Source organism: Leifsonia sp. NPDC058248 (assembly GCF_042881905.1).
GTDB lineage: Bacteria > Actinomycetota > Actinomycetes > Actinomycetales > Microbacteriaceae > Leifsonia.
Genome location: NZ_JBHVXB010000004.1, coordinates 215,924 through 237,533 on the forward strand (window position 1 = coordinate 215,924; position 21,610 = coordinate 237,533).

General features: G+C 65.6%; 38 protein-coding genes. 36 read left to right on the forward strand and 2 right to left on the reverse strand.

Going from position 1 to position 21,610, the window contains the following annotated elements; all coding sequences use genetic code 11:
• Positions 1-13: 13 nt before the first annotated feature.
• Both ACFVV5_RS08600 and ACFVV5_RS08605 read right to left on the reverse strand, forming a co-directional pair.
• Positions 14-235 (reverse strand): hypothetical protein, encoded by a 222-nt coding sequence (locus ACFVV5_RS08600; protein WP_387241940.1) that lies wholly within the window; start codon positions 233-235, stop codon positions 14-16.
• A gap of 140 nt (positions 236-375) precedes the next feature.
• Positions 376-780, reverse strand: coding sequence for a helix-turn-helix domain-containing protein (locus ACFVV5_RS08605; protein ID WP_387241943.1), 405 nt, complete (start codon positions 778-780; stop codon positions 376-378).
• Positions 781-873: 93 nt separating this feature from the next.
• Between ACFVV5_RS08605 and ACFVV5_RS08610 the strand changes: the two genes are divergently transcribed.
• The 36 genes from ACFVV5_RS08610 (at position 874) to ACFVV5_RS08785 (ending at position 21,606) form a co-directional block, all read left to right on the forward strand.
• A complete protein-coding gene (locus ACFVV5_RS08610; RefSeq protein WP_387241946.1) occupies positions 874-1,086 on the forward strand; it encodes a hypothetical protein in 213 nt (70 codons plus the stop codon).
• Complete coding sequence (locus ACFVV5_RS08615; RefSeq protein ID WP_387241949.1) at positions 1,083-1,286, forward strand: helix-turn-helix domain-containing protein; 204 nt, start codon at positions 1,083-1,085, stop codon at positions 1,284-1,286. Before ACFVV5_RS08610 ends, ACFVV5_RS08615 begins: the two co-directional genes overlap by 4 nt.
• A gap of 51 nt (positions 1,287-1,337) precedes the next feature.
• Positions 1,338-1,574 (forward strand): hypothetical protein, encoded by a 237-nt coding sequence (locus tag ACFVV5_RS08620; protein WP_387241952.1) that lies wholly within the window; start codon positions 1,338-1,340, stop codon positions 1,572-1,574.
• Positions 1,575-1,635: 61 nt separating this feature from the next.
• Complete coding sequence (locus tag ACFVV5_RS08625) at positions 1,636-2,064, forward strand: hypothetical protein (RefSeq protein WP_387241955.1); 429 nt, start codon at positions 1,636-1,638, stop codon at positions 2,062-2,064.
• A complete protein-coding gene (locus tag ACFVV5_RS08630) occupies positions 2,061-2,534 on the forward strand; it encodes a hypothetical protein (RefSeq protein WP_387241958.1) in 474 nt (157 codons plus the stop codon). Before ACFVV5_RS08625 ends, ACFVV5_RS08630 begins: the two co-directional genes overlap by 4 nt.
• Positions 2,531-2,719 (forward strand): hypothetical protein, encoded by a 189-nt coding sequence (locus tag ACFVV5_RS08635; protein ID WP_387241961.1) that lies wholly within the window; start codon positions 2,531-2,533, stop codon positions 2,717-2,719. Before ACFVV5_RS08630 ends, ACFVV5_RS08635 begins: the two co-directional genes overlap by 4 nt.
• Complete coding sequence (locus ACFVV5_RS08640; RefSeq protein WP_387241964.1) at positions 2,716-2,883, forward strand: hypothetical protein; 168 nt, start codon at positions 2,716-2,718, stop codon at positions 2,881-2,883. Before ACFVV5_RS08635 ends, ACFVV5_RS08640 begins: the two co-directional genes overlap by 4 nt.
• A complete protein-coding gene (locus tag ACFVV5_RS08645; RefSeq protein ID WP_387241967.1) occupies positions 2,880-3,191 on the forward strand; it encodes a hypothetical protein in 312 nt (103 codons plus the stop codon). The genes ACFVV5_RS08640 and ACFVV5_RS08645 overlap by 4 nt, the downstream gene beginning before the upstream one ends.
• Positions 3,191-3,586: a DUF3263 domain-containing protein gene (locus tag ACFVV5_RS08650; protein ID WP_387241970.1), complete on the forward strand. Its 396-nt coding sequence runs from the start codon at positions 3,191-3,193 to the stop codon at positions 3,584-3,586. The genes ACFVV5_RS08645 and ACFVV5_RS08650 overlap by 1 nt, the downstream gene beginning before the upstream one ends.
• A 32-nt stretch (positions 3,587-3,618) precedes the next feature.
• Entirely contained in the window at positions 3,619-3,849 is a 231-nt protein-coding gene (locus ACFVV5_RS08655) for a hypothetical protein (RefSeq protein WP_387241973.1), read from the forward strand.
• Positions 3,846-4,520: a hypothetical protein gene (locus ACFVV5_RS08660; RefSeq protein WP_387241976.1), complete on the forward strand. Its 675-nt coding sequence runs from the start codon at positions 3,846-3,848 to the stop codon at positions 4,518-4,520. The genes ACFVV5_RS08655 and ACFVV5_RS08660 overlap by 4 nt, the downstream gene beginning before the upstream one ends.
• Positions 4,520-7,054, forward strand: a complete 2,535-nt coding sequence (locus ACFVV5_RS08665) for a DNA methyltransferase (RefSeq protein ID WP_387241978.1) — start codon at positions 4,520-4,522, stop codon at positions 7,052-7,054. The genes ACFVV5_RS08660 and ACFVV5_RS08665 overlap by 1 nt, the downstream gene beginning before the upstream one ends.
• Before the next feature lie 169 nt (positions 7,055-7,223).
• Positions 7,224-7,574, forward strand: coding sequence for a hypothetical protein (locus ACFVV5_RS08670; RefSeq protein ID WP_387241981.1), 351 nt, complete (start codon positions 7,224-7,226; stop codon positions 7,572-7,574).
• The gene (locus ACFVV5_RS08675) at positions 7,571-8,203 is read left to right on the forward strand and encodes a helix-turn-helix domain-containing protein (RefSeq protein ID WP_387241984.1); all 633 of its coding nucleotides are present in this window, start codon (positions 7,571-7,573) and stop codon (positions 8,201-8,203) included. The genes ACFVV5_RS08670 and ACFVV5_RS08675 overlap by 4 nt, the downstream gene beginning before the upstream one ends.
• A complete protein-coding gene (locus tag ACFVV5_RS08680) occupies positions 8,200-8,460 on the forward strand; it encodes a hypothetical protein (protein ID WP_387241987.1) in 261 nt (86 codons plus the stop codon). Before ACFVV5_RS08675 ends, ACFVV5_RS08680 begins: the two co-directional genes overlap by 4 nt.
• Positions 8,457-9,023, forward strand: coding sequence for a hypothetical protein (locus tag ACFVV5_RS08685; RefSeq protein WP_387241990.1), 567 nt, complete (start codon positions 8,457-8,459; stop codon positions 9,021-9,023). Before ACFVV5_RS08680 ends, ACFVV5_RS08685 begins: the two co-directional genes overlap by 4 nt.
• Positions 9,024-9,204: 181 nt before the next feature.
• The gene (locus tag ACFVV5_RS08690; protein WP_387241993.1) at positions 9,205-9,813 is read left to right on the forward strand and encodes a hypothetical protein; all 609 of its coding nucleotides are present in this window, start codon (positions 9,205-9,207) and stop codon (positions 9,811-9,813) included.
• The gene (locus tag ACFVV5_RS08695; protein ID WP_387241996.1) at positions 9,813-10,124 is read left to right on the forward strand and encodes a hypothetical protein; all 312 of its coding nucleotides are present in this window, start codon (positions 9,813-9,815) and stop codon (positions 10,122-10,124) included. Before ACFVV5_RS08690 ends, ACFVV5_RS08695 begins: the two co-directional genes overlap by 1 nt.
• On the forward strand, positions 10,124-10,609 hold the full coding sequence (locus ACFVV5_RS08700; RefSeq protein ID WP_387241999.1) for a hypothetical protein: 486 nt from the start codon (positions 10,124-10,126) through the stop codon (positions 10,607-10,609). Before ACFVV5_RS08695 ends, ACFVV5_RS08700 begins: the two co-directional genes overlap by 1 nt.
• The gene (locus tag ACFVV5_RS08705; protein WP_387242002.1) at positions 10,609-10,905 is read left to right on the forward strand and encodes a hypothetical protein; all 297 of its coding nucleotides are present in this window, start codon (positions 10,609-10,611) and stop codon (positions 10,903-10,905) included. The genes ACFVV5_RS08700 and ACFVV5_RS08705 overlap by 1 nt, the downstream gene beginning before the upstream one ends.
• Positions 10,902-11,381 (forward strand): hypothetical protein, encoded by a 480-nt coding sequence (locus ACFVV5_RS08710; protein WP_387242005.1) that lies wholly within the window; start codon positions 10,902-10,904, stop codon positions 11,379-11,381. Before ACFVV5_RS08705 ends, ACFVV5_RS08710 begins: the two co-directional genes overlap by 4 nt.
• A complete protein-coding gene (locus ACFVV5_RS08715) occupies positions 11,378-11,830 on the forward strand; it encodes a hypothetical protein (RefSeq protein WP_387242007.1) in 453 nt (150 codons plus the stop codon). The genes ACFVV5_RS08710 and ACFVV5_RS08715 overlap by 4 nt, the downstream gene beginning before the upstream one ends.
• Positions 11,827-11,973, forward strand: coding sequence for a hypothetical protein (locus ACFVV5_RS08720; protein WP_387242010.1), 147 nt, complete (start codon positions 11,827-11,829; stop codon positions 11,971-11,973). The genes ACFVV5_RS08715 and ACFVV5_RS08720 overlap by 4 nt, the downstream gene beginning before the upstream one ends.
• Entirely contained in the window at positions 11,970-12,671 is a 702-nt protein-coding gene (locus tag ACFVV5_RS08725; RefSeq protein ID WP_387242013.1) for a hypothetical protein, read from the forward strand. The genes ACFVV5_RS08720 and ACFVV5_RS08725 overlap by 4 nt, the downstream gene beginning before the upstream one ends.
• 341 nt (positions 12,672-13,012) lie before the next feature.
• Positions 13,013-13,138 carry a hypothetical protein gene (locus ACFVV5_RS08730; RefSeq protein ID WP_387242016.1) on the forward strand — a complete coding sequence of 42 codons (126 nt, stop codon included), beginning with the start codon at positions 13,013-13,015 and terminating at the stop codon, positions 13,136-13,138.
• A 528-nt stretch (positions 13,139-13,666) separates the two neighbouring features.
• A complete protein-coding gene (locus ACFVV5_RS08735; protein WP_387242019.1) occupies positions 13,667-14,191 on the forward strand; it encodes a hypothetical protein in 525 nt (174 codons plus the stop codon).
• Positions 14,175-15,803, forward strand: a complete 1,629-nt coding sequence (locus tag ACFVV5_RS08740; protein WP_387242022.1) for a hypothetical protein — start codon at positions 14,175-14,177, stop codon at positions 15,801-15,803. The genes ACFVV5_RS08735 and ACFVV5_RS08740 overlap by 17 nt, the downstream gene beginning before the upstream one ends.
• Positions 15,804-15,818: 15 nt before the next feature.
• Positions 15,819-17,186 (forward strand): phage portal protein, encoded by a 1,368-nt coding sequence (locus tag ACFVV5_RS08745; protein WP_387242025.1) that lies wholly within the window; start codon positions 15,819-15,821, stop codon positions 17,184-17,186.
• Complete coding sequence (locus tag ACFVV5_RS08750; RefSeq protein WP_387242028.1) at positions 17,186-17,920, forward strand: hypothetical protein; 735 nt, start codon at positions 17,186-17,188, stop codon at positions 17,918-17,920. The genes ACFVV5_RS08745 and ACFVV5_RS08750 overlap by 1 nt, the downstream gene beginning before the upstream one ends.
• Before the next feature lie 82 nt (positions 17,921-18,002).
• Positions 18,003-18,539 carry a hypothetical protein gene (locus tag ACFVV5_RS08755; RefSeq protein WP_387242031.1) on the forward strand — a complete coding sequence of 179 codons (537 nt, stop codon included), beginning with the start codon at positions 18,003-18,005 and terminating at the stop codon, positions 18,537-18,539.
• An 11-nt stretch (positions 18,540-18,550) separates the two neighbouring features.
• Positions 18,551-19,453 (forward strand): P22 phage major capsid protein family protein, encoded by a 903-nt coding sequence (locus tag ACFVV5_RS08760; protein ID WP_387242034.1) that lies wholly within the window; start codon positions 18,551-18,553, stop codon positions 19,451-19,453.
• A 74-nt stretch (positions 19,454-19,527) separates the two neighbouring features.
• Positions 19,528-19,851: a hypothetical protein gene (locus tag ACFVV5_RS08765; RefSeq protein ID WP_387242037.1), complete on the forward strand. Its 324-nt coding sequence runs from the start codon at positions 19,528-19,530 to the stop codon at positions 19,849-19,851.
• 3 nt (positions 19,852-19,854) lie between these two features.
• On the forward strand, positions 19,855-20,529 hold the full coding sequence (locus ACFVV5_RS08770) for a hypothetical protein (protein WP_387242040.1): 675 nt from the start codon (positions 19,855-19,857) through the stop codon (positions 20,527-20,529).
• Positions 20,526-20,867 carry a hypothetical protein gene (locus ACFVV5_RS08775; RefSeq protein ID WP_387242042.1) on the forward strand — a complete coding sequence of 114 codons (342 nt, stop codon included), beginning with the start codon at positions 20,526-20,528 and terminating at the stop codon, positions 20,865-20,867. The genes ACFVV5_RS08770 and ACFVV5_RS08775 overlap by 4 nt, the downstream gene beginning before the upstream one ends.
• Positions 20,867-21,187 (forward strand): hypothetical protein, encoded by a 321-nt coding sequence (locus tag ACFVV5_RS08780; protein ID WP_387242045.1) that lies wholly within the window; start codon positions 20,867-20,869, stop codon positions 21,185-21,187. The genes ACFVV5_RS08775 and ACFVV5_RS08780 overlap by 1 nt, the downstream gene beginning before the upstream one ends.
• Complete coding sequence (locus ACFVV5_RS08785; RefSeq protein ID WP_387242048.1) at positions 21,187-21,606, forward strand: DUF3168 domain-containing protein; 420 nt, start codon at positions 21,187-21,189, stop codon at positions 21,604-21,606. Before ACFVV5_RS08780 ends, ACFVV5_RS08785 begins: the two co-directional genes overlap by 1 nt.
• The last annotated feature ends 4 nt before the right edge of the window (positions 21,607-21,610 follow it).

Sequence of the window (21,610 nt, forward strand, 5' to 3'; positions counted from 1 at the left end):
CGGGAGGGAGCTCTCACGCCGTCAGGTACGCCAGGAGGATGTCGCCGGTGACCTGCAACTCGTACGCCCACACACCCGGATCGTCGGAGGACTGCTGCAGATCGAACAGCGCGTTCGGGTCGATCAGCCGCCGCGCGGCCGCGAGGTCCGCGCGGCGTTCCTGTCTCATCGTCCACGGCAGCGACGGCACGCGACGGTCTCCGGCCAGGTAGTGCTGGATCTCGTGCGCGAGCACGCATCGGGCGACTGTCTGGCTGATGCCGCGTCTGAGGATGACTAGGTCGCGCCCCGGGATGTAGAGCCCGTGCGTCGTTCGGAGCGTCTGCTCCTCGACGTGGAGGCCGAGCTCGTCAGCGTGCTGGAAGGGGTCGTACCCTACGGCGTGACATCGTCGGGACTGATCTCTATGACCGTGTCCGACTTCTTGGCCGCTGCGTCCCACTCGTTGAGCGCATGATCCTCCCCCTGCCACTCGTCCCCTTTTTTGGTGTTGATGTGGGTGACGTTAGCCGCATCCGCTGACACGTGGCGGGCGACGGTTGCTTCCGCCTCGCGCATGTAGTCAGCTGCGCTTCGGCCACCGATCGCTTCGGCGATTGCGAACAGCTGGTCGACGTCGAAGCGGGTCTTGCCGGCCATGAGGCGCTGCATGGTGGCCGACTTGATACCGGTCGCTTCAACCAGGGTTGCTTGGTTCATCCTCTTGCCTTTGTATGCGGCAACAAGGACGTCTGCTAGGGCACGGTCTATCGGGGTGGACGTAGTGCGGTCATCGGGCATGCACGGCAGTCTAGCGAAGAAATATCGCCCTGGAACAAGAAAATAGTGCTCCACATGCTTGTACATTGATCCACATCAAGATAAGTTTGACGTGTGTCAAGAAGAACCGAACTCGCAGCGATCGTCACGAAGACGATTGAAGACCAGGGTGCCTCGCTCGAGAGCGTGGCACAAGCCGCCGACATCACAGTCCCGCAACTCGAAGAACGCCTCTCAGGCGACGTCCCCTTCGAAGTTGCCGAACTCGCTGATGTCGGCGGCTTTCTTCATGTCTCGGCACATCACTTCCTCGAAGGAGCCGCATGAGCACAACAACCAAAGAGGCGGTCGCAGAGCCGGGCCTCAACCTCACGGTGAAGGAGGCCGCCGTATCGCTTCGCGTCAGCGACCAGACGATCCGTGCCGCCATCCACAACGGCGACCTCGCCGCGAAGAAGGTCGGCAGACGGTACGTCATCCCTGTCGAAGCTGCCCGGGACTACCGCGACAACCTCCCTGACGCCTGATCTCGGCCCGAACCCGATCAGACGCACCCAACCCCACGAAAGGAATCCCAAATGAGCAACGCCGCACGGAAGGCCCGCAAGGCCGCCGGCATCCAGTTCCAGCACCCCGTCAAGACGCCTACACCCCTTCGCCAGCGGGCGCGGTTCGAGTTCCTGCCCCCGAAGTACGTCGCGACGGAGCTCGTGCTCCGCGGCGAGACCTTCGCTGCAGCTCACGCTGCCGGCGAGCATGTCGCGGCTGCGTGGAAGTCCCGCCGCGTGCAGCGCCGCCTCGCTGGCCGTCGCTAACCGCAGACAGAAGAAACGCCTCGGGGGCAACCGAGGCGAATCAAGAACAGGAGATCAATCCATGTCAATCGAAATCATATCCGACCCCCGCCAGGAGTACATCGACGGGTTGCGCAAACTGGCCGATCTGCTCGAGTCCAACCCGGACCTGCCGACGCCGTACATCTCATCGACAACGGCGATCTGGTCTGACTGGAATGACGCGGCAGGCGTCGCCAAGCTGGCTTCGCTCATCCCCGGCGCGATGAGGAAGAACGACCCGAACGACGGCGCGTACAACGCTGAGTACTACGAGCTCACCTCTGACATGAAGTGCGGCCCTTTCCAGCTTCAGGTCCGCTCGTACCGGGCGACCGTCTGCGCGAAGGTGCAGACGGGCACGAAAACGGTCATGGTCGCCGCGGTCAAGGCGGCGCCGGCACGGATCGAGGAAGTCCCCGTGTACGAGTTCGTGTGCTCGCCGCTGCTGGCGAAGGCGGCCGCATCATGACCGACACGATGACGCCACCGATGATTCTCGGCGGCGATTCGCCGCGCGTGCACCGCAACGACCCGATCACGTCGCACCTCGCCGCCGACAGATCGCAGAGCAGCGTGAGCCCGGTGCGCGCTCGCGTCCTCGGCATCCTCGACGCCCACGGTCCGCTCGCCGCGTTCGAGGTGTGCGACCTGTACGCCGACATAGCCGAAACGCAGGGGTGGCCGCGCGTGCATCACGAGTCGCCGCGGAAGCGCATGTCCGACATGAAACGCGACGGCCTCCTCGTCGACACCCACGAGACCCGGATCAACGCGGAAGGGTCGCCCGAGGTCGTCGTCGCAGTGGTCGAGTCGATCACCCCCGCGATAGCTCGCTCGACGTTCCGGCCTCCGGAGAACGCGGACCTCGCCCGTCCGGCGCTCGCCGCCGTCGAGCAGCTCGCGGGCGAAGAGGACTACGTGCTGGAGGCGTGCTCGTGAATGACGACACGTTCGACTACGAGACTCACAAGGACTGGGCGGAACGCGTCGAGCCCGCCCGGCGCGACTACAAGCCCGACCACGCGAACGGCGCATTCGTCGTCGCCACCATCATCGCCGCCCTGATGGTCCTCACCGTCCTCGGCACCATCGCCGTCACGGCGATCCAGGGGTGGCTCGGATGAACGGCGCGCTCTTCTTCCTCATGCTCGTCGGCGTGCTCTTCGCCACCGTCGGAGCCTTCACCAACAACACGGCACTCCTCGCGGTCGGACAGCTGATGGCAATCTGCTTCTTCGTCTGGCTCGCAGTGCGCCACATCGACGACCCCGAAGGAGCGGACGAGTGACCGCCGGCGAAGGCACACCCCAGTTCCCCGAGATGGTGAGACGCTTCAGCACTGACACAGGCGTCGAGATGGAGCCCAACCTTGTCGATCACAAGCGAGACGCGATCGCCTGGCTGAGGGCAGCCGAGAGGCCAGACCTCCCTGCAGAAGTGACGACCGCCCTGGCCACCATCGCTCAAGTGCACGCGACACTGGATTTCGCCAAGCAGCAGCGCATCGCCAACCTCATCGCGTACTTCGCGTACATGCCCGGCTCGATCGAGCGGGACTCCGTCGAAGCGCGCATCCGTGAGGGGCTGGGTATCTGATGGCCGCCGCGCCGGAGTACCTGCCCGACCCTGAGTCGCCGCGCGAGAAGGCGCGGGCTGCGCGGATCGCCCGGCAGTCGCGCGGCGGCGGCGCAGCGCTCGAGTCGTTCTTCGGGAAGCGTCGCCCGAACGCGGCTTTCTACGACGCGGCGACCGTCCTGGCGTTCGAGCACGAGCACCCGGACGCCACCGGTGCGAAGGAAGACCTCATTCAGAAGACCTTCCGCTGCTCGCCCACCCGCTACCAGCAGCGGATCTATCACCTGATCCACGACGACGAAGAGGCGTCACGTCAGATCGACGCGTTCACCGTGAACCGGCTGCTGAACCTCGACCAGGTCCGCGCGAAGATCCGTGAGGACCGCGCCGCGAGCCAACGGGACGTGTTCCGGTGAGCGGCGCAAGACCACGCCTAACAGGCCCGGACATGCTCGACGAGGTCCAGTGGTTCCTCGACCAGTCGGTGCACCCGGCGCTGATCGCCCAAGAACTCGGCCGCACGATCGCGTCGATCCAGAAGGCCGCGAAGGACTACGAGCGTCCCGAGATTCGCAAAGCCTTCGCTGACGCCGCCCAGGCCGAACGCGACCGACTCGCGATCCAAGCCCACCCCAGACACATCAACCAAGCCAACCTGACAGGAAAACGAGCAGCATGACCATGAACAGCTTCACCCTCAACGCCGCGGACGCCAAGTATCTGGCCGACGTCGGCTTGTCCGCCTCCTCGGCTGATGACGTCACACCGGTGATCTGCGCCGCGATGTTCTACGTCACGGAGACCGAGGTGCGCGTCGTCTCCACCGACCGGTACCGAATCCACACGGCCATCGCCGCGCCGAGCGAACCGGCACCCGATCACGAAGTGCTCATCGACCGCACGGCCCTCACATGGATGAGCAAGAACGCGAACGCGCTCGGCCGTCAGCGAAACCTGGTCAAACCGATTGTCACCATCACCTCCGAGCCCGCAGACCCGAACGCCAACGCCCGGGGCGGTGCGCTCACGATCACCGTCACCGAATGGGTGGGCGATGACGCTCGGACGCTCACGTACACGGCGCACACGGTCAAGGGGAACTTCCCGCCCGTTATGCGACTCGTGCAGGAGGCCCGCGACGCCGAAGAGTCTGAAGGGGGGCGGCTCAAGCTCGACTTCCTCGCGAAGGCCAGACCGCTCGCGATGCACCCGGACTACGCGCCCCGAATTAAGTTCACCAAGGCCACGACCGACAATTCCAGGCCCGGGCCTGCCCTCCTCCAGTTCAAGAACGCCGGTGTCGTGTACGCCGAAGCGATCATCCAGCCGTACCTGATCGGGGTGGAGTGATGGCAACGGAGCTGGCAGCCTACGAGCAGTTCCTCCGCGAGAAGGTCGCCTTCGACCGATCGTTCGGATTCGAGGTCGCCCCGGCCGACATTCACTCGGCGCTCCTGCCCCACCAGCGCGACATCGTCGCGTGGGCGGTGCGTGGCGGCCGGCGTGCAATCTTCGCCAAGTTCGGACTCGGCAAGTCTGTGATGCAGATCGAAACCCTGCGCCTCGTCCTCGACCGCGTCGGCGGTCGCGCGCTCATCATCGCCCCGCTCGGCGTCCGCGGCGAGTTCATCCGCGACGGCCGCAACCTGCTCGGCGTCGACGTCACGTTCGTGCGCCGCACAGCGGAGGTGGACGGGCCCGGGATCTACGTGACGAACTACGAGTCGGTGCGCGACGGCAAGCTCGACGTCGACCTGTTCACGGCCGTCTCGCTCGACGAGGCGTCGGTGCTGCGGTCGTTCGGGTCGAAGACCTACCAGGAGTTCCTGGGCATGTTCGACTCGATCCCGTTCCGGTTCGTCGCGACGGCGACCCCGTCGCCGAACCGGCACAAGGAGCTGATCCACTACGCCGGCTTCCTCGGCATCATGGACACCGGGCAGGCGCTCACCCGGTTCTTCCAGCGCGACTCGACGTCGGCCGGGAACCTGACCCTGTACCCGCACAAGGCGCGCGAGTTCTGGCTGTGGCTGAACACGTGGGCGTGCTTCGTGCAGCGCCCGTCGGATCTCGGTCACTCGGACGACGGCTACGACCTGCCGCCGCTGCACGTCGAGTGGCATCAGGTTCAGATCGACATCGCGTCCGCGGCCGTCGATCGCGATGGGCAGGGTCAGATGTTCCGCGGCGGCGCGCTCTCGATGGTCGAAGCGGCCCGCGAGAAGCGGGACACCCTCGCCGATCGTGTAGAAGCTCTGATGGGCATGGTTCGCCGGCACCACCTGTGGAGTCCCGGCGAGCAGATCATCCTGTGGTGCGACCTGAACGACGAGCAGACGGCGATCGAGAAGGCGCTCAGCGACGGCGGCTTCACGTTCTCGTCCGTGCACGGTTCCCTCTCCGACGAAGAGGCCGAGGCACGCCTCGACGCTTGGCGCGCCAAGGAGACGTACGCGCTGATCGGGAAGCCCGTGATGCTTGGACAGGGCATGAACCTGCAGCAGTGCCACACCGCGATCTTCGTCGGCATCACCTACAAGTTCAACGACACCATCCAGGCCGTGCACCGCATCCAACGGTTCGGTCAGGAGCACGCCTGCGACGTACACCTGATCTTCGCCGAGTCCGAGTCGGAAGTGCGAGCCACCCTAGAAGCGAAGTGGGACGAGCACGACGCGCTCACCGAGACGATGTCCGACGTGATCCGCGAGTTCGGGCTGAACCCGTCCGCGATCTCCGCCGAGCTCACGCGGGCGATGGGTGTCGAGCGCCGCGAGGAGTCTGGCGCGGAGTGGCTGATCGCGAACAACGACTGCGTGCCCGAGACGATGGCAATGGACGAGAACTCTGTCGACCTGATCGTCACGTCGATCCCGTTCTCGAATCACTACGAGTACACGCCCTCCTACAACGACTTCGGCCACACCGACAACAACGGGCACTTCTGGGAGCAGATGGACTTCCTCACCCCGCAGCTGCACCGTGTGCTGAAGCCGGGACGCATCTACGCCTGCCACGTGAAGGATCGCATCCTCTTCGGCAACGTCACCGGCGCCGGCATCCCCACGGTGTCCCCGTTTCACGCCGAAGCCCTCTTCCACGGGCTCAAGCACGGCTTCGACTACATGGGCATGATCACCGTCACCACAGACGTCGTCCGCGAGAACAACCAGACCTACCGCCTCGGCTACACCGAGATGCGGAAGGACGGCTCGAAGATGGGCGTCGGCTCGCCGGAGTACATCCTGCTGTTCCACAAGCCGCAGAGCGACCGGGCGAAGGGCTACGCCGACGATCGCATCGTCAAGACGAAGGAGGAGTACTCCCTCGCCCGCTGGCAGATCGACGCCGCCGCCGACTGGCGCTCATCGGGTAACCGGTTGCTCTCCGTTGACGAGCTCGCCCAGCTGAAGCCGGAAGTGCGATCGCGACTGTTCACCGACCAGTCCCTCCGCTCCGTCTACGACTTCGACGCGCACGTGGCGCTCGGCGAAGCCATGGCCGACAAGAACGCACTCCCGTCGACGTTCAAGTCGCTCGACCCCGGGTCCTGGCATCCGATGGTGTGGCATGACGTGAACCGGATGCTCACCCTCAACGGTGAACAGTCCAGACGGAACCTCGAGTTCCACATCTGCCCGCTCCAGTTCGACATCGTCGACCGGCTCATCGAACGCTACTCGAACAAGGGCGAGCTCGTCTTTGACCCGTTCGGCGGCCTCGGCACCGTACCGCTCCGAGCTCGCAAGCTGGGCCGCCGTGGTCGCGCCGTCGAACTCAACCCGACGTCCTACCGTGACGCCGTCACCTACCAGCGCGAGATGGATCGCGCCGGCGAGACGCCGTCCCTGTTCGATCTGCTCGACATCGACGGTGCGGCATGAGCCACACGAAGAGACAGCAGGAGATCGCGACGGAGCGTCGCATTGAGGCTGGCCTGCCGGTCCTCTACTGCCCCAACTGCGGTCGTCCAGGCGCGCATTGGGAACCTGACGCTCTCGACGACTACGGGCTGATCATTCCTGGGTACTTCATCTGCAGAGCGGGTGCGGCATGACCATCAAGCCGAAGTACGAGACGCCGAAGACAACTCCGGCCGAGTCCAAGGCCGCCTACTCGGGTGTCGCGCTCCGCTCGTTCGGCATGTGCGAGATCTGCGGCAAGGCGCGCGCCACGGAGAAGCATCACCGCCTGTACCGGTCGCACGGGACCCTCGACATCGTCGAGAACCTCCTCGACGTGTGCGGGTGGGGCAACCACACCGGGTGCCACGGACGAGCGCACAACGACCCGGAACGGTACGCGAATGGCTGGGCTGTGCGTTCCGGCTTCGACCCGGCGCTGAAGCCTGTGCTGTATCGCGGCCGGCTGATGATCCTGACAGCAGATGGAGGGCTCGCATGAGCTACAAAGCAACGAACTGGGCCTACGACCTGCCGCTCACCGGATCGAAGAAATTCGTGCTGGTGGCTCTGGCCGACATGGCCGACGAAGAGAACACGTGCTACCCGGGGCAGGAGCGTCTCGGGAAGATGACGGGCCGCTCGGTAGCGACGGTGCGCCGCGCTCTGGATGCGTTGGAGGCGCTGCGACTGATCGAGCGCGAGCATCGGATCGGGTCGGGCGGGCATCGGACGAGCGACCGTTACAGGCTCAATCTCGACGAGACGATGTCCGAATCCCTTCCGCTCAAAATGCGCACAGGGCAATCTGCGCACAGCGCAAACCGCACATCCCTACCGCTCACTGTGCAACTTCCAACCGCTCACCCTGCACGAGTAACCATCAGTAGAACCACCAGTAAGAACCACCAGGGGGCCGCCGCTTCGCAATTCTGTGGAAAACACCCGCAGGGGACGGATCAGAACTGCATCGGCTGCATGAACGCGCGCCGTGCCTTCGATGCCGCAGCGCAGGTCGAGCGGGAGAAGCCGACCGTGCCCGGCATCGTCACCCAGGACGACTGCCCGAAGCATCCGCACCGGCCTCTCGTCGGCTGCGACCGCTGCGCTGAAGAGGCGGTGGCGTCGTGAACGCCGAACGTCGCCGGAAGCTCGAAGTGCTCGAGCGGGAGATCGGGAACCTCGACGGCACCGAGCGGCGAGTGCTCGCGAACCTCCGAGCGGCCGGCTACAGCTTCCGCACCACCGCCCAGGCCCGCCAATGGTTGGCCGCCGAACGAACACTCCAAACCCGTACGGCGGACCATCTCGTCGAGGTCATCATCTCGGCGCGACCGCCCGCACGACGCCGCACACCCAACCCTGAGAAAGAGAGCAACCCCTCATGAGCACCACACTGCGAACGAAACGCCGCTACGCCCACGAGCTGTACCCGCATCCGGACGAGTTCGAGGTCCGCCCGCTCGCCGTCGAGGTGCCCTACCTGTACGCACAGGCAATCGGGTACGAGGTTGCCGGAACCGGCTGGTTCGATGCTCAGACGCCAGAGGGATATCGAACTGCAGGGGACCGCACGATGGCGTTGATCCGGCAGCGTCAGCTGGCACTGATCGCTGACGCGCTGCTACAGGGGATGGCCGGCGACGAGGCGTGGAAGTGGGCGGCCGAGCGCGAGGACTACGAGGGCGGCTGGATCAGCGAACGCGCTGAGGTGTACGGCCTCGATTGGGCAGCGATCAAGCCCTACCCGTGTGGCCCCGAGCCGGACCACCACGACCACTATGGCGAGCCGGACAGCCGTGGATGGCGGCAAGTGTTCCGCACCGCTGGCAAGGAGTCCGAATGCCCGGACTGCACCACCACGGACGCCCCCGATCTGTCGCCAGCTGAGTTGGCGAAGGTGACTGCGTTCGGCCTCGACGAACCCGAACCGACCGTGGCCGACTCGTGAAGGTGAAGCGGCCGCGTACTACGACGTCGCTGCTGAACGAGAAACCGATCGAAGCATGGTTCGAACCGACACCACGGACCGATCAGCCCGAACCTCGCAGGTGCAACGCCTGCTGCAGCACACCCGGCCTCGGGTGCGCGAAGAACTACAACTGCCCATGCCACACCAACGGAGGAACGAAATGACCATCGAAAACACTGCCGACCGCGACCCAATGCTCCACATGCTCGGCGTGATCAGCGAGAAGGACAACTACATCACGAACATGGAGTCCGCAGGGCAGCAGCAGCTGGTCAACTCCGACGAGATCCCGACAGATGCCCCGTGGGGAGAGCTCGAAGCGCTCGGCTTCGTAAAGGGAGAGCGGGTGCCCCGCGATGACCTGTTCACACGCGCGACGCTTCCCGCAGGCTGGAAACGGGAAGCGTCCGACCACGCCATGTGGTCGTACATCGTCGACGAGCGAGGCATCCGCCGCGTGTCCGTCTTCTACAAGGCAGCGTTCTACGACCGCAACGCTTCCGCATCGATCACGTCAGTCGCCGGCGAAATGGCGAGCAATGTCCGCTACGGCGACACGCCCGTCGAACTGCCCGCCGAGTGGCCGCTCCTCACCGCCGACGAGCGGACCGACTTCGCTGACTGGCTGCGAGACGAGATCCGCCGCGACCGCGACGCCGTGCAACAGCTACCCGCCCTCGACAACGATGGAAGATACACGGGCTACATCGCACGAGCCGAACGTGCCCTCGAACTCGTCGCGCTCGCCAACGGCGAGGCGGTGGCCTGATGGCGAAGATGGCTGATAGCGAGGCGACGATCTGGGCGCTGACGGCGCAGGTGGCCGAGTTGCAGGCAGTGATCGCAGAAGCGCTCAAGTGGAGGCTCGGCAGCGTTATCGATGTGAAAGCCTACGACGTTCTCACTGCTGCCCCGCATGACGTTCTGGATGCGGCGCTTGCAGCCGCCCGACGAGAAGGCATGTTCGAGGCTGTTCGGATCATTCGACCGAGCTACGGGCAGCATCCGACCGCGACGATTCTCAATGAGGCCGCGGATCGTGTCGTCGCTGCTGCTGAGCTTCGGAAGGGCGGCGAGTGATGCGCATCCTGACCGTACGCCAGCCGTGGGCCGCCGCGATCATCCACGCAGGGAAGGACGTCGAGAACCGCGTCCGGAACATCGCCGGGGATTACCGCGGCCCGGTCGCCATCCACGCAGGCGCACGCATCCCGCCAATCTTCGACGTCGAACTGTTCGCCCACCAGCACCGGGGCGCGTTCTCCGACATCATCCGCGGCGAAGGGGAGGAGGCCGTCTTTGGGGCGATCATCGGCGTTGTCGACCTCGTCGACGTGCACCCGGCTGGGCGCGAGTACGAGCTCATCGGAGCAGGAGTCTCCCAGATCACTGACCGGACATGCTGCGGCACCTGGGCCATGCGCGACCACTACCACCTCGGCCTGACGAACCCACGCACGCTGCGCACGCCGATCCCGTACAAGGGTGCGCTCGGCCTCCGCACCCTGCCCGACGACGTCGCCGCACAGATCACCGCCAACCTGCTTACCGAGAGGAGCAACTGATGGGCAAGCACATCCCTGTAGTCGAAGAGGGCGTGACATTCGAGTGTGCCGAGGGTGAGTGCGAGCACGAGCGCCCTGAGGACTGCGTGATCGGCGTCGTCGCGTGCGCGGGATGCCTAGAGGATGTTGAGCCCGACCCGAGTGACGGTACCTATCCGATTCCCGAGTGGCCGTGCATCCAGTCGACGCACTACGGCGAGCCCGCCATGAGTGACCTCAAGGCGCAGCTCGTGACCGAGTGGCGCGCCAAACGCGCATCGCTCGAACTCGCCAACCCTGAGAGGAGCACCCGATGAAGCTCAAGGTCTTCGGCGGCACCGAGGGTGCGGCCGAGTACGGCATCGGCGCGGAGATCGACCCGCTCGACGCGATCGGTGACGGTTACCGCGTCTGGATCGACGGAGACGGATGGTGGCGTGGCGACCCGCTGATCGGTCGCTGCCGATGGAACGCGTGGTGGGCGAAGCCTGAGCTTCCCCGCCCGGACTGGGCTGACGTAGCCGATGCCCGACTGTCGACGCGCCGGTGGGTCCACACCCCGATGACCGCGATAGTGCTCGGTTCATGGGTCTTGCCTGCCCGGATGTCCTCCGAGGATATCTTGCAGCCCGGCCAAGTCGACTCGGTCGTCGGGGTTGGTCAGTCCGCTCAGGTGACGGTCAACGGATGGATCGACCACCACGGCAACCCGCTTGGCCCAATTCCGATCGACGATCTCGTCGCAGTGCAAGCCGCAGATTCGACGCTCACCATGAAGGAGTCCGGACAGTGACTGAGGAAGAAATCGCGCGGCTCGTCGCCGAGCGAGACATGTATCGAGCCGACTCGGCGCTGTTGAACGAGGTTGCGTTGAGGATGGGTGAAGCGCTCGGCTACCCGTCACGCTTCACAGCGAGCCCGCTCGACCTCGTCGACCAGGTCATCGCTGCGAAGTTGGAGACCCGAATCATCTCCGAACCGATCCCCGACCACGCCATGTACGCGGTCGTCATCCGTGGCCGATACCGGTTCCTCGTGCAACTTGCCGAAGGCGCCGTTGCCAGTTGGGACATGGACTATCCACACGGCTTCGGCGATCCGGGCGCCGTGATCACCACATTCACGCTCAAGGGCAGAGTCGTCGGCCGCACTATCCTCGGCGACCACGAAAACCCCACGTTCCGCACCCCCACGCAGATCCCCGCCGCGCCGGCAGCGATCACCACGAAGGAGACCAGATGAACCCGTTAGCCATTCTCGGATGGATTCTGATCGGCGGTGTCGGCCTGATCCTCGCCGCCATCTTCGCCGCGATCGCCATCCTGATCATCCGCGCATCCCTCCGCGTCAACGTGTCCCCGAAAGACGAGAAGGAGACCCGATGACCGCCCAGACCGACCCGCTGCTCGAAGCGGTGGAAGCCCTGACGAAACCGCAGTCCCGCAAGGAGCCGCAGGACATCATCAACACGTACGTGACCAAAGACGACGAGGGAGTCGAGACTGAGCACCAGAAGGTCGTCGGCACGCAGAAGGTCACCGTCATCCTCCCCCCGCTGCTCAAGCAACTCGACGACGCGATCCGCTCATCGATGGGAGGAAGTACACGCGGCGCTGCGCTCGCATCAGAGTCGGCCGTGCTGAACGTGTCAGCCTTGTACGAGGCGATGAAGATCGAATCGCAGGTCCGCGACTGGTGCCGACTGCGCGGCATCACCCCCACCAAGGACACCGCGAAGGATCTCGCCGCCTGGCATGCGGCCACTTACCTCGACGGCCTCACCGACGAGCAGGAGACCTCGTCCACGCGCACGCTGCGCAAGTGGGCAACCAGCATCCGCGGAATGCTCGACCCGTGGCGTGAGAAGGACCTCCCCGACCCGTGCCCCGCGTGTGGCGCGACGGACTGGTGGGACATGTCCACCCGCAGCCGCTACCTGCGTCCCCTGATCATCAAATACCGTCCCGACGGTGCCGACATGGTCGAACGGTCCTATGGCCTCTGTCGGGCGTGTGAGGAAGTCTGGAACGTGCGCGAACTCGCGTACGACATCGAACAGGCAGCGCAACACGCCGACGCTTAGTTACATGGCTGTAGTTCGGCTGCTACAGTGTGGATCACGCACTACTAGTGTGCAAACTTCCCGAAGCCCCACCGATCCCCCTCGGTGGGGCTTCCTGCATTTAACCTCCGCCCGGCCGACACACCATCACAGTCGCCCACCTCGCCCGGCACGCTGACTGACAGCGTCAAGGCGACCGGCCCGACACCAACCCACCACGGCCCGAGGCGGACCCTTCCCGGCGTTAGCGTCAACGCGGTCTGACATTGCCGCGAAGGACACCACCCCAAAGCCCGGTCCAATTCCGCCGGCGCGGTGTACCTGCGCGAGCGCCGGAACTTCTACCCACTGAGGAGGCCGTAATGGCGAACGATGACAAGAAGCCGACCGAACCCGTCGACACCACGGCCGAGCCCGAGGTGACCGACGTCGTAGAGGCCAAGCCGATTCGCGGCTACTACAACCAGGAGACCGGCGAGTTCAGATGACACATGCCCAGACGAAACCAGTGGGTGGTCTGCTCGTTCGTGGGCTGCCCCGAGTTCGTCCAAGGATCAACGCGCTGCGAAGAGCACACCGTCAAGGCAGACGACACCTACCGGCCGAGCAGCACTGCACGTGGCTACGACGCACGCTGGCGTAAAGCATCACGTGACTTCCTCAAGGCCAACCCCGAGTGTGCGGTAGTGGGGTGCACACGCGCCTCCACAGACACCGACCACATCGACGGGCTTGGCCCACTAGGGCCTCGCGGCTACGACGTCACGAACTGGATGGCGCTGTGCCATCAACACCACTCTGCGAAGACCGCAGCGACGACAGCAGCACAGCGACGACAGCACACGACCTGATCGCGACCCACTACCCCCAGGGGTACCCAATGGTTTCAGCATCCCGCGGAGACCGTGGAGGGCTGCGTCTCGTTGGTCAGTCAGGTTCCGAAATTCTCAGAGCGCCCCCGACGTGAGGTCGGATCGCTTAGTTCCTACGCAGCGCGAGGCTGCATGGAGGTTCCAATGCCTGGTCCAGCGCCTGATCCGAATGCTCTGCGACGCGATCGCCCCTCTGACAAGGACGGGTGGACCACGCTTCCTTCCGAGGGTCGCCGCGGTGCAGCTCCTGCATGGCCTCTCCGCTCGTGGGTTGATCTGACCGCGCACCTGCTGAATCAGGAAGACCTGTCGGCGAGCGACAAGAAGCTCCCGATCGGCCGCGATGCGGTTCGAGCGGATGAGCGCGAGTCCGAGATCTGGGCCGAGCTGTGGGCGACGCCGCAATCGATCGTGTGGGAGCGCAAGCGCGCCACGCACGACGTCGCCCTCTACACCCGATTCGTCTGGGCTGCCGAGGGCGGCGACATGAAGGCTGCAGCAGAGGCCCGCCAGTGGTCGGACCGGCTCGGGCTGAACGCGAAGGCGATGCTCAGTCTCCGGTGGAAGATCGCCACAGACGAGGTCGCGGCGAAGCGCGCGCCGGCAGCCGCCGCGAAGAAGCTCTCCGCGAGCGAGCGGCTGAAGGCCCGCAATGCCGAGGTCGGCTGAACCGCAGACCCTCGGTGTCGCACTCGACTGGGTCGAGGCCCACTGTGTGGTCCCCGACGGCTTCAACCGCGGCCGCGACTTCAACCTGTACGACTACCAGCTGGACTACTTCTCGAACTTCTACCTGGTGCGTCCTGACGTCGAGTGGAACCCGGCCGACCCGGTCCTTGGCCCTGCGTTCGTGTATCGGCGCGGGCTGCTCATCGGACCGCAGAAACTCGGCAAGGGTCCGACGACCGCTGCGCACATCTGCCTCGAGGGGGTCGGGCCGGCGCTGTTCGCCGGATGGGCTGGCCCCGACGACGGGTATGCCTGCTCTGACCATGGGTGCGGGTGCGGGTGGGAGCGCGAATATGCGCTAGGCGAGCCGATGGGCATGTCGTGGCCGACACCGCTGATCCAGATCACCGCCCTGTCCGAGGAGCAAACCGACAACGTCTACGGCGTCCTTCGCCCGATGATCGAGTACGGTCCGCTCACCGACATCATCCCGAAGACTGGTGAGCAGTTCATCCGCCTCCCCGGCGGCGGCCGCATCGACACGGTCACGAGCTCGGCCATGTCACGCCTCGGCCAGCGCGTCACGTTCGCCCCGCAGGACGAGGTCGGGCTGTGGACTCGCACGAACCGGATGGCGGCAGTAGCCGACACCCAGTACCGCGGCCTCGCCGGCATGGGCGGTCGCGCAAGCCTCACCTCGAACGCGTGGAACCCGGCAGAGATGTCGGTGGCGCAACAGCAGTACGAGTCGAAGGCGCAGGACATCTACCGGCAGTTCCGGCAGCCCCCGTCGAACCTGTCGTACAAGAACAAGGTCGAGCGGCGGAAGATCCACACCATCGTCTACGGGGAAGCCCTAAAGTCGCGTGGTGGACATGTTGACCTCGACGCGATCGAGGCGGAAGCGTTCGACCTGATCGAACGCGATCCGGCCCAGGCGGAGCGGTTTTTCGGCAACCGCATCGTCGCTGGTTCCGACTCGTGGCTCGACCCGCTGCTCTGGGACGAGCTCGCGGCGAAAGCCGACGAGATCGCTCCCGGTGACGCGATCGCGATCGGCTTCGACGGGTCCCTCCGCGACGACTCGACAGCGCTCATCGGCTGCCGCATCTCCGACGGGCGTCTGTTCCTCCTCGGGCTATGGGAAGCGCCGGAGGACGAGGAAGCCGCCGCCGAGTGGGAAGTCCCAGTCGGTGAGGTCGACGCGGCAGTCGCCAAAGCGTTCGCCGATTACAGCGTGGTGCGCATGTACTGCGACCCCGCGTACTGGCAGGACATCGTCGGCCGGTGGGCGTCCGAGCACGGGGAAAAGATCGTCACAGAATGGTGGACGAACCGTGAGCGGGCGATGGTCGCCGCGAACGAACGCTTCCACACCGCGGCGACCACCCGCGAGCTCTCCTATGAGCCGAACGACGACCTGTCACGGCATGTGAAGAACGCGAAACGCAAACAGACCCGTTCCGGGGTGCTGATCCGCAAGGACCGGCCCGGATCGCCGAACAAGATCGACGCCGCAGTCGCGGCCGTCCTCGCCTACGAGGCACGCGGTGACGCGGTCCAAGCCGGCGCCCTCAGAGCGAAGAAGACCAAACGCTTCGGCGGATTCTAGAGAAGGGGACACTCCATGGCCGATGAGCCGCAGCCTTTCCCCTACAACGTCCTCGAGCGGATGATCAAAGAACTCGAGGCGCGCCAGGCCGATCTGCACCGGCTCACCGAGTACCACGCCGGCAAGCACCGCCTCGCTTTCTCGTCCGACAAGTTCCGGGCCGCGTTCGGCGGACTGTTCAGCGCGTTCGCCGACAACTTCATCCCCCTCGTCGTCAATGCGGTGGAGGAGCGCCTGAACATCCAGGGCTTCCGGATGGGCACCGACCCGACCGCCGACAAGGACGCGTGGGCGATCTGGCAGGCCAACGACCTCGACGCCGCGTCGCAGCTCGCGCACAAGCAGGCGCTGATCAAGGGCGACGGCTACGTGATCGTGTGGGCGGACGGTGACGGGAAACCGAAGGTGTCGGTGGAGACGCCGAATCAGTGCATCATCGCGTACGACCCGGGCGACCGGACCGTGCGACTTGCAGGCCTGAAGGCGTGGCTCGACAGCGAGGGCAAGCACGCGACGCTGATGTTCGCCGACGCGGTCTACCGGTTCAAAGCGTCGCCTGCGAACGAAGAGACTTGGGTCCCCGACCAGAAGAATGACGCCACGTGGCCGATGCCGAACCCGTTGGGCGAAGTGTCGATGGTGCAACTGGTCAACGACCCCAGCTTGGACAGCAACTTCGGCGTGTCCGAGTTCATCAACGTCATCCCCCTGCAGGACGCGATCAACAAGACCGTCGCGGACATGATCGTCGCATCGGAGTACATCGCCTTCCCGCAGCGGTACGTCACCGGCCTCGAACTCGAAGAAGACGACCAGGGCAACACGAAGGCACCGTTCCAGATCGCCGTCGACAAGCTCCTCGTCGCTGAGGACGCTCAGGCGAACTTCGGCACGCTCCCGGCCGGCGACACGATGAACCACATCAAGCAGATCGAGATGCTGGTCCAGCACGTGTCCACCCAGACCCGCACACCCCCGCACTACTTCAACGTCGGCGGCAACCTCCCCTCCGGCGACGCGATCAAGGCGGCGGAGACGGGACTCGTCGCAAAGGCTCGCCGGAAGATGCGGTACTTCGGGGAGGCGTGGGAAGAGGTCATCCGCCTCTGCTTCAAAGTTGTCGGCGACCCGCGCGCGGACGTCACGGACGGGGAAACGATCTGGGGCAACCCCGAGTATCGGTCGGAGTCCGAACTGGCTGACGCGCTCGTGAAGCGCGCCGCGATCGGTGTGCCGCGCCAGCAGCTCTGGGAGGACGCCGGCTACACGCAGACGCAGATCTCGCGCTTCCACGCCATGGAGGTCGCCGACTCACTCGACACACTGCTCGCGCCGCCTGCGATCCCAAAGCTCGGCAGCGCGCCCGTCGTTGCGGAGGCGTGATGGTTTCCGCGCTGACCGCCGCGTACCAGCACCAGCTGAAGGTCACGCGCACCACAGTGGGCGACCTCGTCGCACGGCAGTGGGCTGACCTCGGGGCATACAACGAGGCGGACGTCCCGCGCTTCCTCGAGCGCGCCGTACCGATCGTGACCGCCGGCCAAGCGCGCGCGGTCGCGCTCACCTCCGCCTACCTGGCGCGGAAGCTCGGCCAGGCGCCGGTCGGACTCGACGTACAAGCAGCCCAGGGCGCGAATGTTCGCAACGGTGTCGCACCGGGCGCCGTGTACCGGCGCCCGTTCGTGAAGGTCTGGACGGCCCTCGCTGATGGTGACGACTGGGAAGACGCGGTGACGATGGGCGGCAACGTCGCCCAGTCGAGTTCGTTGATGGACATCGCTCTCGCGGCCCGTACCGCGCTCACGCTCTTCGGGCGACAGTCCGGCGGCGAGATCGTGGCATGGCGTCGCGTCGCCGAACCGGGGTGCTGTGACTTCTGCCAGTCCATCGACGGCGCCTACACAGGCCCCGACGAGCCCCAGCCGCTCCACAACCGGTGCGGATGCACCGCTGACCCCGTCGTACGCCAGAGCACCGCTGAAGAGAACTCGACGTTCCTCACACCCGGTCGCACCTTCGGCGACGCCAGTATCCACGAGCACGGCGAGCTCGGCCCTGTGATCGGGCAAAAGGGTGACCACTTCACCGGACCTTCCGAGATCCCCGCGGCCGCATAGCCGCCCACAATCTGCCAGCCCTTCGAGGCTGTGCCCAGCATGTCCCTGACGCGAGGTCGGGGCGAAGCGAAAGAGAGCCGTGATGGCTGAGAACGAAACCGCCGACACCTCCACCACGGAGACGGATACGGCCGCTGCCGACGCAGCAACCACCGAGACCGACAAGACGGAGATCCCCGCCGAGGTCAAGGCCGCACTCCGGAAAGCGAACAAGGAAGCCGAAACGCTCCGACTTCGCCTGAAGGAGTTCGAGGACCGCGACAAGACCGACGCCGAGAAGCTGCAGGAACGTGCAGCAGCGGCCGAGGCGCGCGCGGAAGCGCTCGAATCCCAGAACTTGCGACGTGAGGTCGCAGACGAGAAGGGACTCACCCCGGCGCAGGCGAAACGCCTGGTCGGCACCACTCGCGAGGAGTTGGAAGCCGACGCCGATGACGTGCTCGCCACGTTCCCAACCGGAAAGGCCACCACGACGTTCACCGACGTCGGGCAGGGCGTCCGCAACGAGAACGCGGCCGGCCGCATCTACCGGAAGTCCGAACTCGAGAACCACGCGTTCTACGTCGCCAACAAGGACGACATCCAGAAGGCCCTCAAAGAGGGCCGCATCACTGACTAGGAGCCCAGCTCATGGCTGACATCACCCGCACTTCCGCTTCCAACTTCATCCCCACCATCCTCGCCAACACTGCCCTCGAGGTCCTCCGCAGCTACATCGTGCTCGCGAACCTCGTCACCAAGGACAGCGACGTCGCACCATTCAACGTCGGCGACACGCTCAACATCCCGTACCCGGGCACGTTCGTCGCGAACGACAAGGCCGCGAACACGCCCGTCACCCTGCAGGTGCCGACCGGCACGACCACCACCGTCGTGCTGAACAAGCACAAGGAGGCGTCGTTCGTCCTGGAGGACGTGACGCAGGCGCTCGCCAACCAGGCCCTCATGGACCGGTACATGAAGGCCGCGGTCATCCCGATCGCCGAGCAGGTGGAGGCCGACCTGTTCGGTCTGTACACCTCCTTCACGAACACCACCGGCACGGCGGGCACGAACCTGAACTACGCCACCATCGTCGCTACCCGCAAGCTGATGAACGACAACAAGGTCTCCAAGCTGAACCGCTACATGGCGATCAGCGACAAGGACGAGGCCGCGCTGCTGGGCGACACCACGCTCGCGCCGTTCTTCGCGTACCAGAACACCGGTGCGTTCGACGAGGGCGTCATCGGCAAGATCGCGGGCTTCAAGTTGCTCCCGTCGCAGCTCGTGCCCGCCATCGCCGGCGCCCCCGTCTCCACGAAGAACCTCGCGTTCGATCCCGAGGCGATCATCCTCGCGACCCGTGGCCTCCCGGCCGCCCCCGAGGGTTCCGGCGCGAACTCGTCGGTTGTCGTCGATGACGTCTCCGGCATCGCCCTCCGCTGCACCGTCGCGTACAACGCGTCGCTGCTCGGAACCCAGGTCACGCTCGACGTCCTCTACGGAGTTGCGAAGCTCCGCAACGAGAAGGCAGTCGTCGTCCTCTCCTGATCACAGGCCCCGCCCTACGGGGCGGGGCCGCTGGTCATCACCCGCACTCGACCCAATCCCAAGGAGCATTCACCATGGTCAAGTTCATCAAGGTCACCGACAAGACCACCGATCCGCCCCAGGTCGGCTTCCACAACGCCGACGACGACTACGAGCTGCCCGACGACAGCAAGTACACCAAGTTCGAGGTCGTGGACGAGGCCGCGGCGCGCGAGGGAACTCCGGCGCTGTTCGGTGTCGCCCGCACGCTGACCGCGGCCGACATCGACGAGCAGATCGCCGCGCTGCAGGAACTCCGCGAAGCACAGAAGGCTTCCGAGCCGGCGGTCGACGCGGCAATCCCCGCCGACCCGGCAACCCCGGTCGACCCGGGGGCCGACGAGTCGAAGAAGAAGTAGCCGATGCCGTCGCTGGCGCCGCTGGCCGCGCCCTCAGATGTTGGCGTACTCCTCGGCCGGGACCTGTCCGCGGCCGAGGAGGCGACCGCACTGGCGTTGCTGGTCTCGGCGTCGGCGAAGGCACGCAACTACATGCGCCAGGACATCACCGCAGTTGCCGACGACGTCATCACACTCGCCGGGAACTGGGGTCCCCGCATCGTTCTCCCGCAGCGTCCCGTCACAGCGGTCACCTCGGTCACCGTGAACGGCACGCTGCTGAAACCGGATGCCTACCACTGGGACCGGTTCGGGAACGTCGACGTCCTCTCGGGTGCGGCAATGCCGGATAGCTCGACCGGCTCGACGGGGAAGATGTCGAACCTGTGGGGTCCCGCCGGGTCGACCCACATGACGTACAGCTCCGGCCCGTCGTGGTCGGGCCCGGCGTCCGCCGTCGTCATCACCTACGACCACGGCTTCGACACCGTCCCGGCTGAGATCGCCGACGAGGTCGCGGGCATGGTTGCCGCCCAGATGTCCGTCCCGATCGGGGTCATGAATGAGCAGATCGGCGGCTACAAGGTGGCCTATGTCCGCTCCCCGGGTGGATCGATGACCGTCACCGAGGCGGCGAAGGACGTCTTCAACCGGTACCGGAAGCGCGTCGCATCGACGTCGGTTGCGACGTCGCGATGAGCACCATCGGGCACCTCCTGGTTCAACCGCTCACCGTCCAGACCATGTCCGGGACGAGCGCGGACGAGTACGGCAACACCGTCCCAGCCGCCGCGGGTGCCCCGCTACCGGTCCTCGGCTACCTCGAGCAACAGACCTCCGTCGAATTCATCCTCGACCGGGAAACGACCGTCAGCAAGTGGGTCGCATACCTGCCTGCCGGCACTGTGATCGGCCCGCTTGACCACATCGGATTCCAAGGGCAGACGTTCCAGGTGGACGGCGAACCACAGTTCGTTTGGAATCCCCGTGTTCGCGAGGTCGACCACATCGAGGCCGCATTGGTGGTGGTCACCTGATGCCGGACCTCAGCGACGACTTCCACCTCGACTTGATCCCCGACCTCGACATGAAGGTCGGGAAGCTACCCGAGGTCATCGCGTCCGCCGAGCCGATCGCGCGGAAGATCGCCGAGATCGCCCGGAGCACGGCACCGTTCGAGTCAGGCGACTATCAGGACGGCATCGAAGTCCAGACGACCAAGCACGGCGCCCGCGTTCTCGCTTCTGACCCGAAGTCGGCGTGGATCGAGTTCGGCGTCCCCAGTCGAGGCATTCCTGCCAAGTGGAACCTCCGCCGTGCCGCTGAAGCGCTCGGCCTGAAGTTCAGGGGGCACTGATGTCGTATCCGGTGGTCCCTGCACCCGACGACGAGCTCGCGGTCATCCAGTACCTGCGACTGGTCCCCGCTGTGACCGACCTGGTGCCTGGCGCTCGGATCACCACGGAGCTGCCGCCCACACCCGTCTACCCGGTGCTTCTCGTGCAGCGGGCAGGCGGTGTCATGGCCGTGCCCCAACGCGTCGACGAACCGGCTATCCAGATCGATGCCGTCGGTGGGACGAAGGCGCAGTGCAAACGGCTGATGCAGGCCGCGCGTGCGGCGATCCTCGCGATCGCGAACGACATCGTCCCCGAGGCGGTCCTGTCGTCCGCTGTCGAAGAGGTCGGCCCGTCGTGGCTGCCCGACACGATCCCCAACCCGCCGCTCCCGCGGTACACGGCCCGGTTCCGGGTGCTCCTCCACAACAACAGCTAGCCCA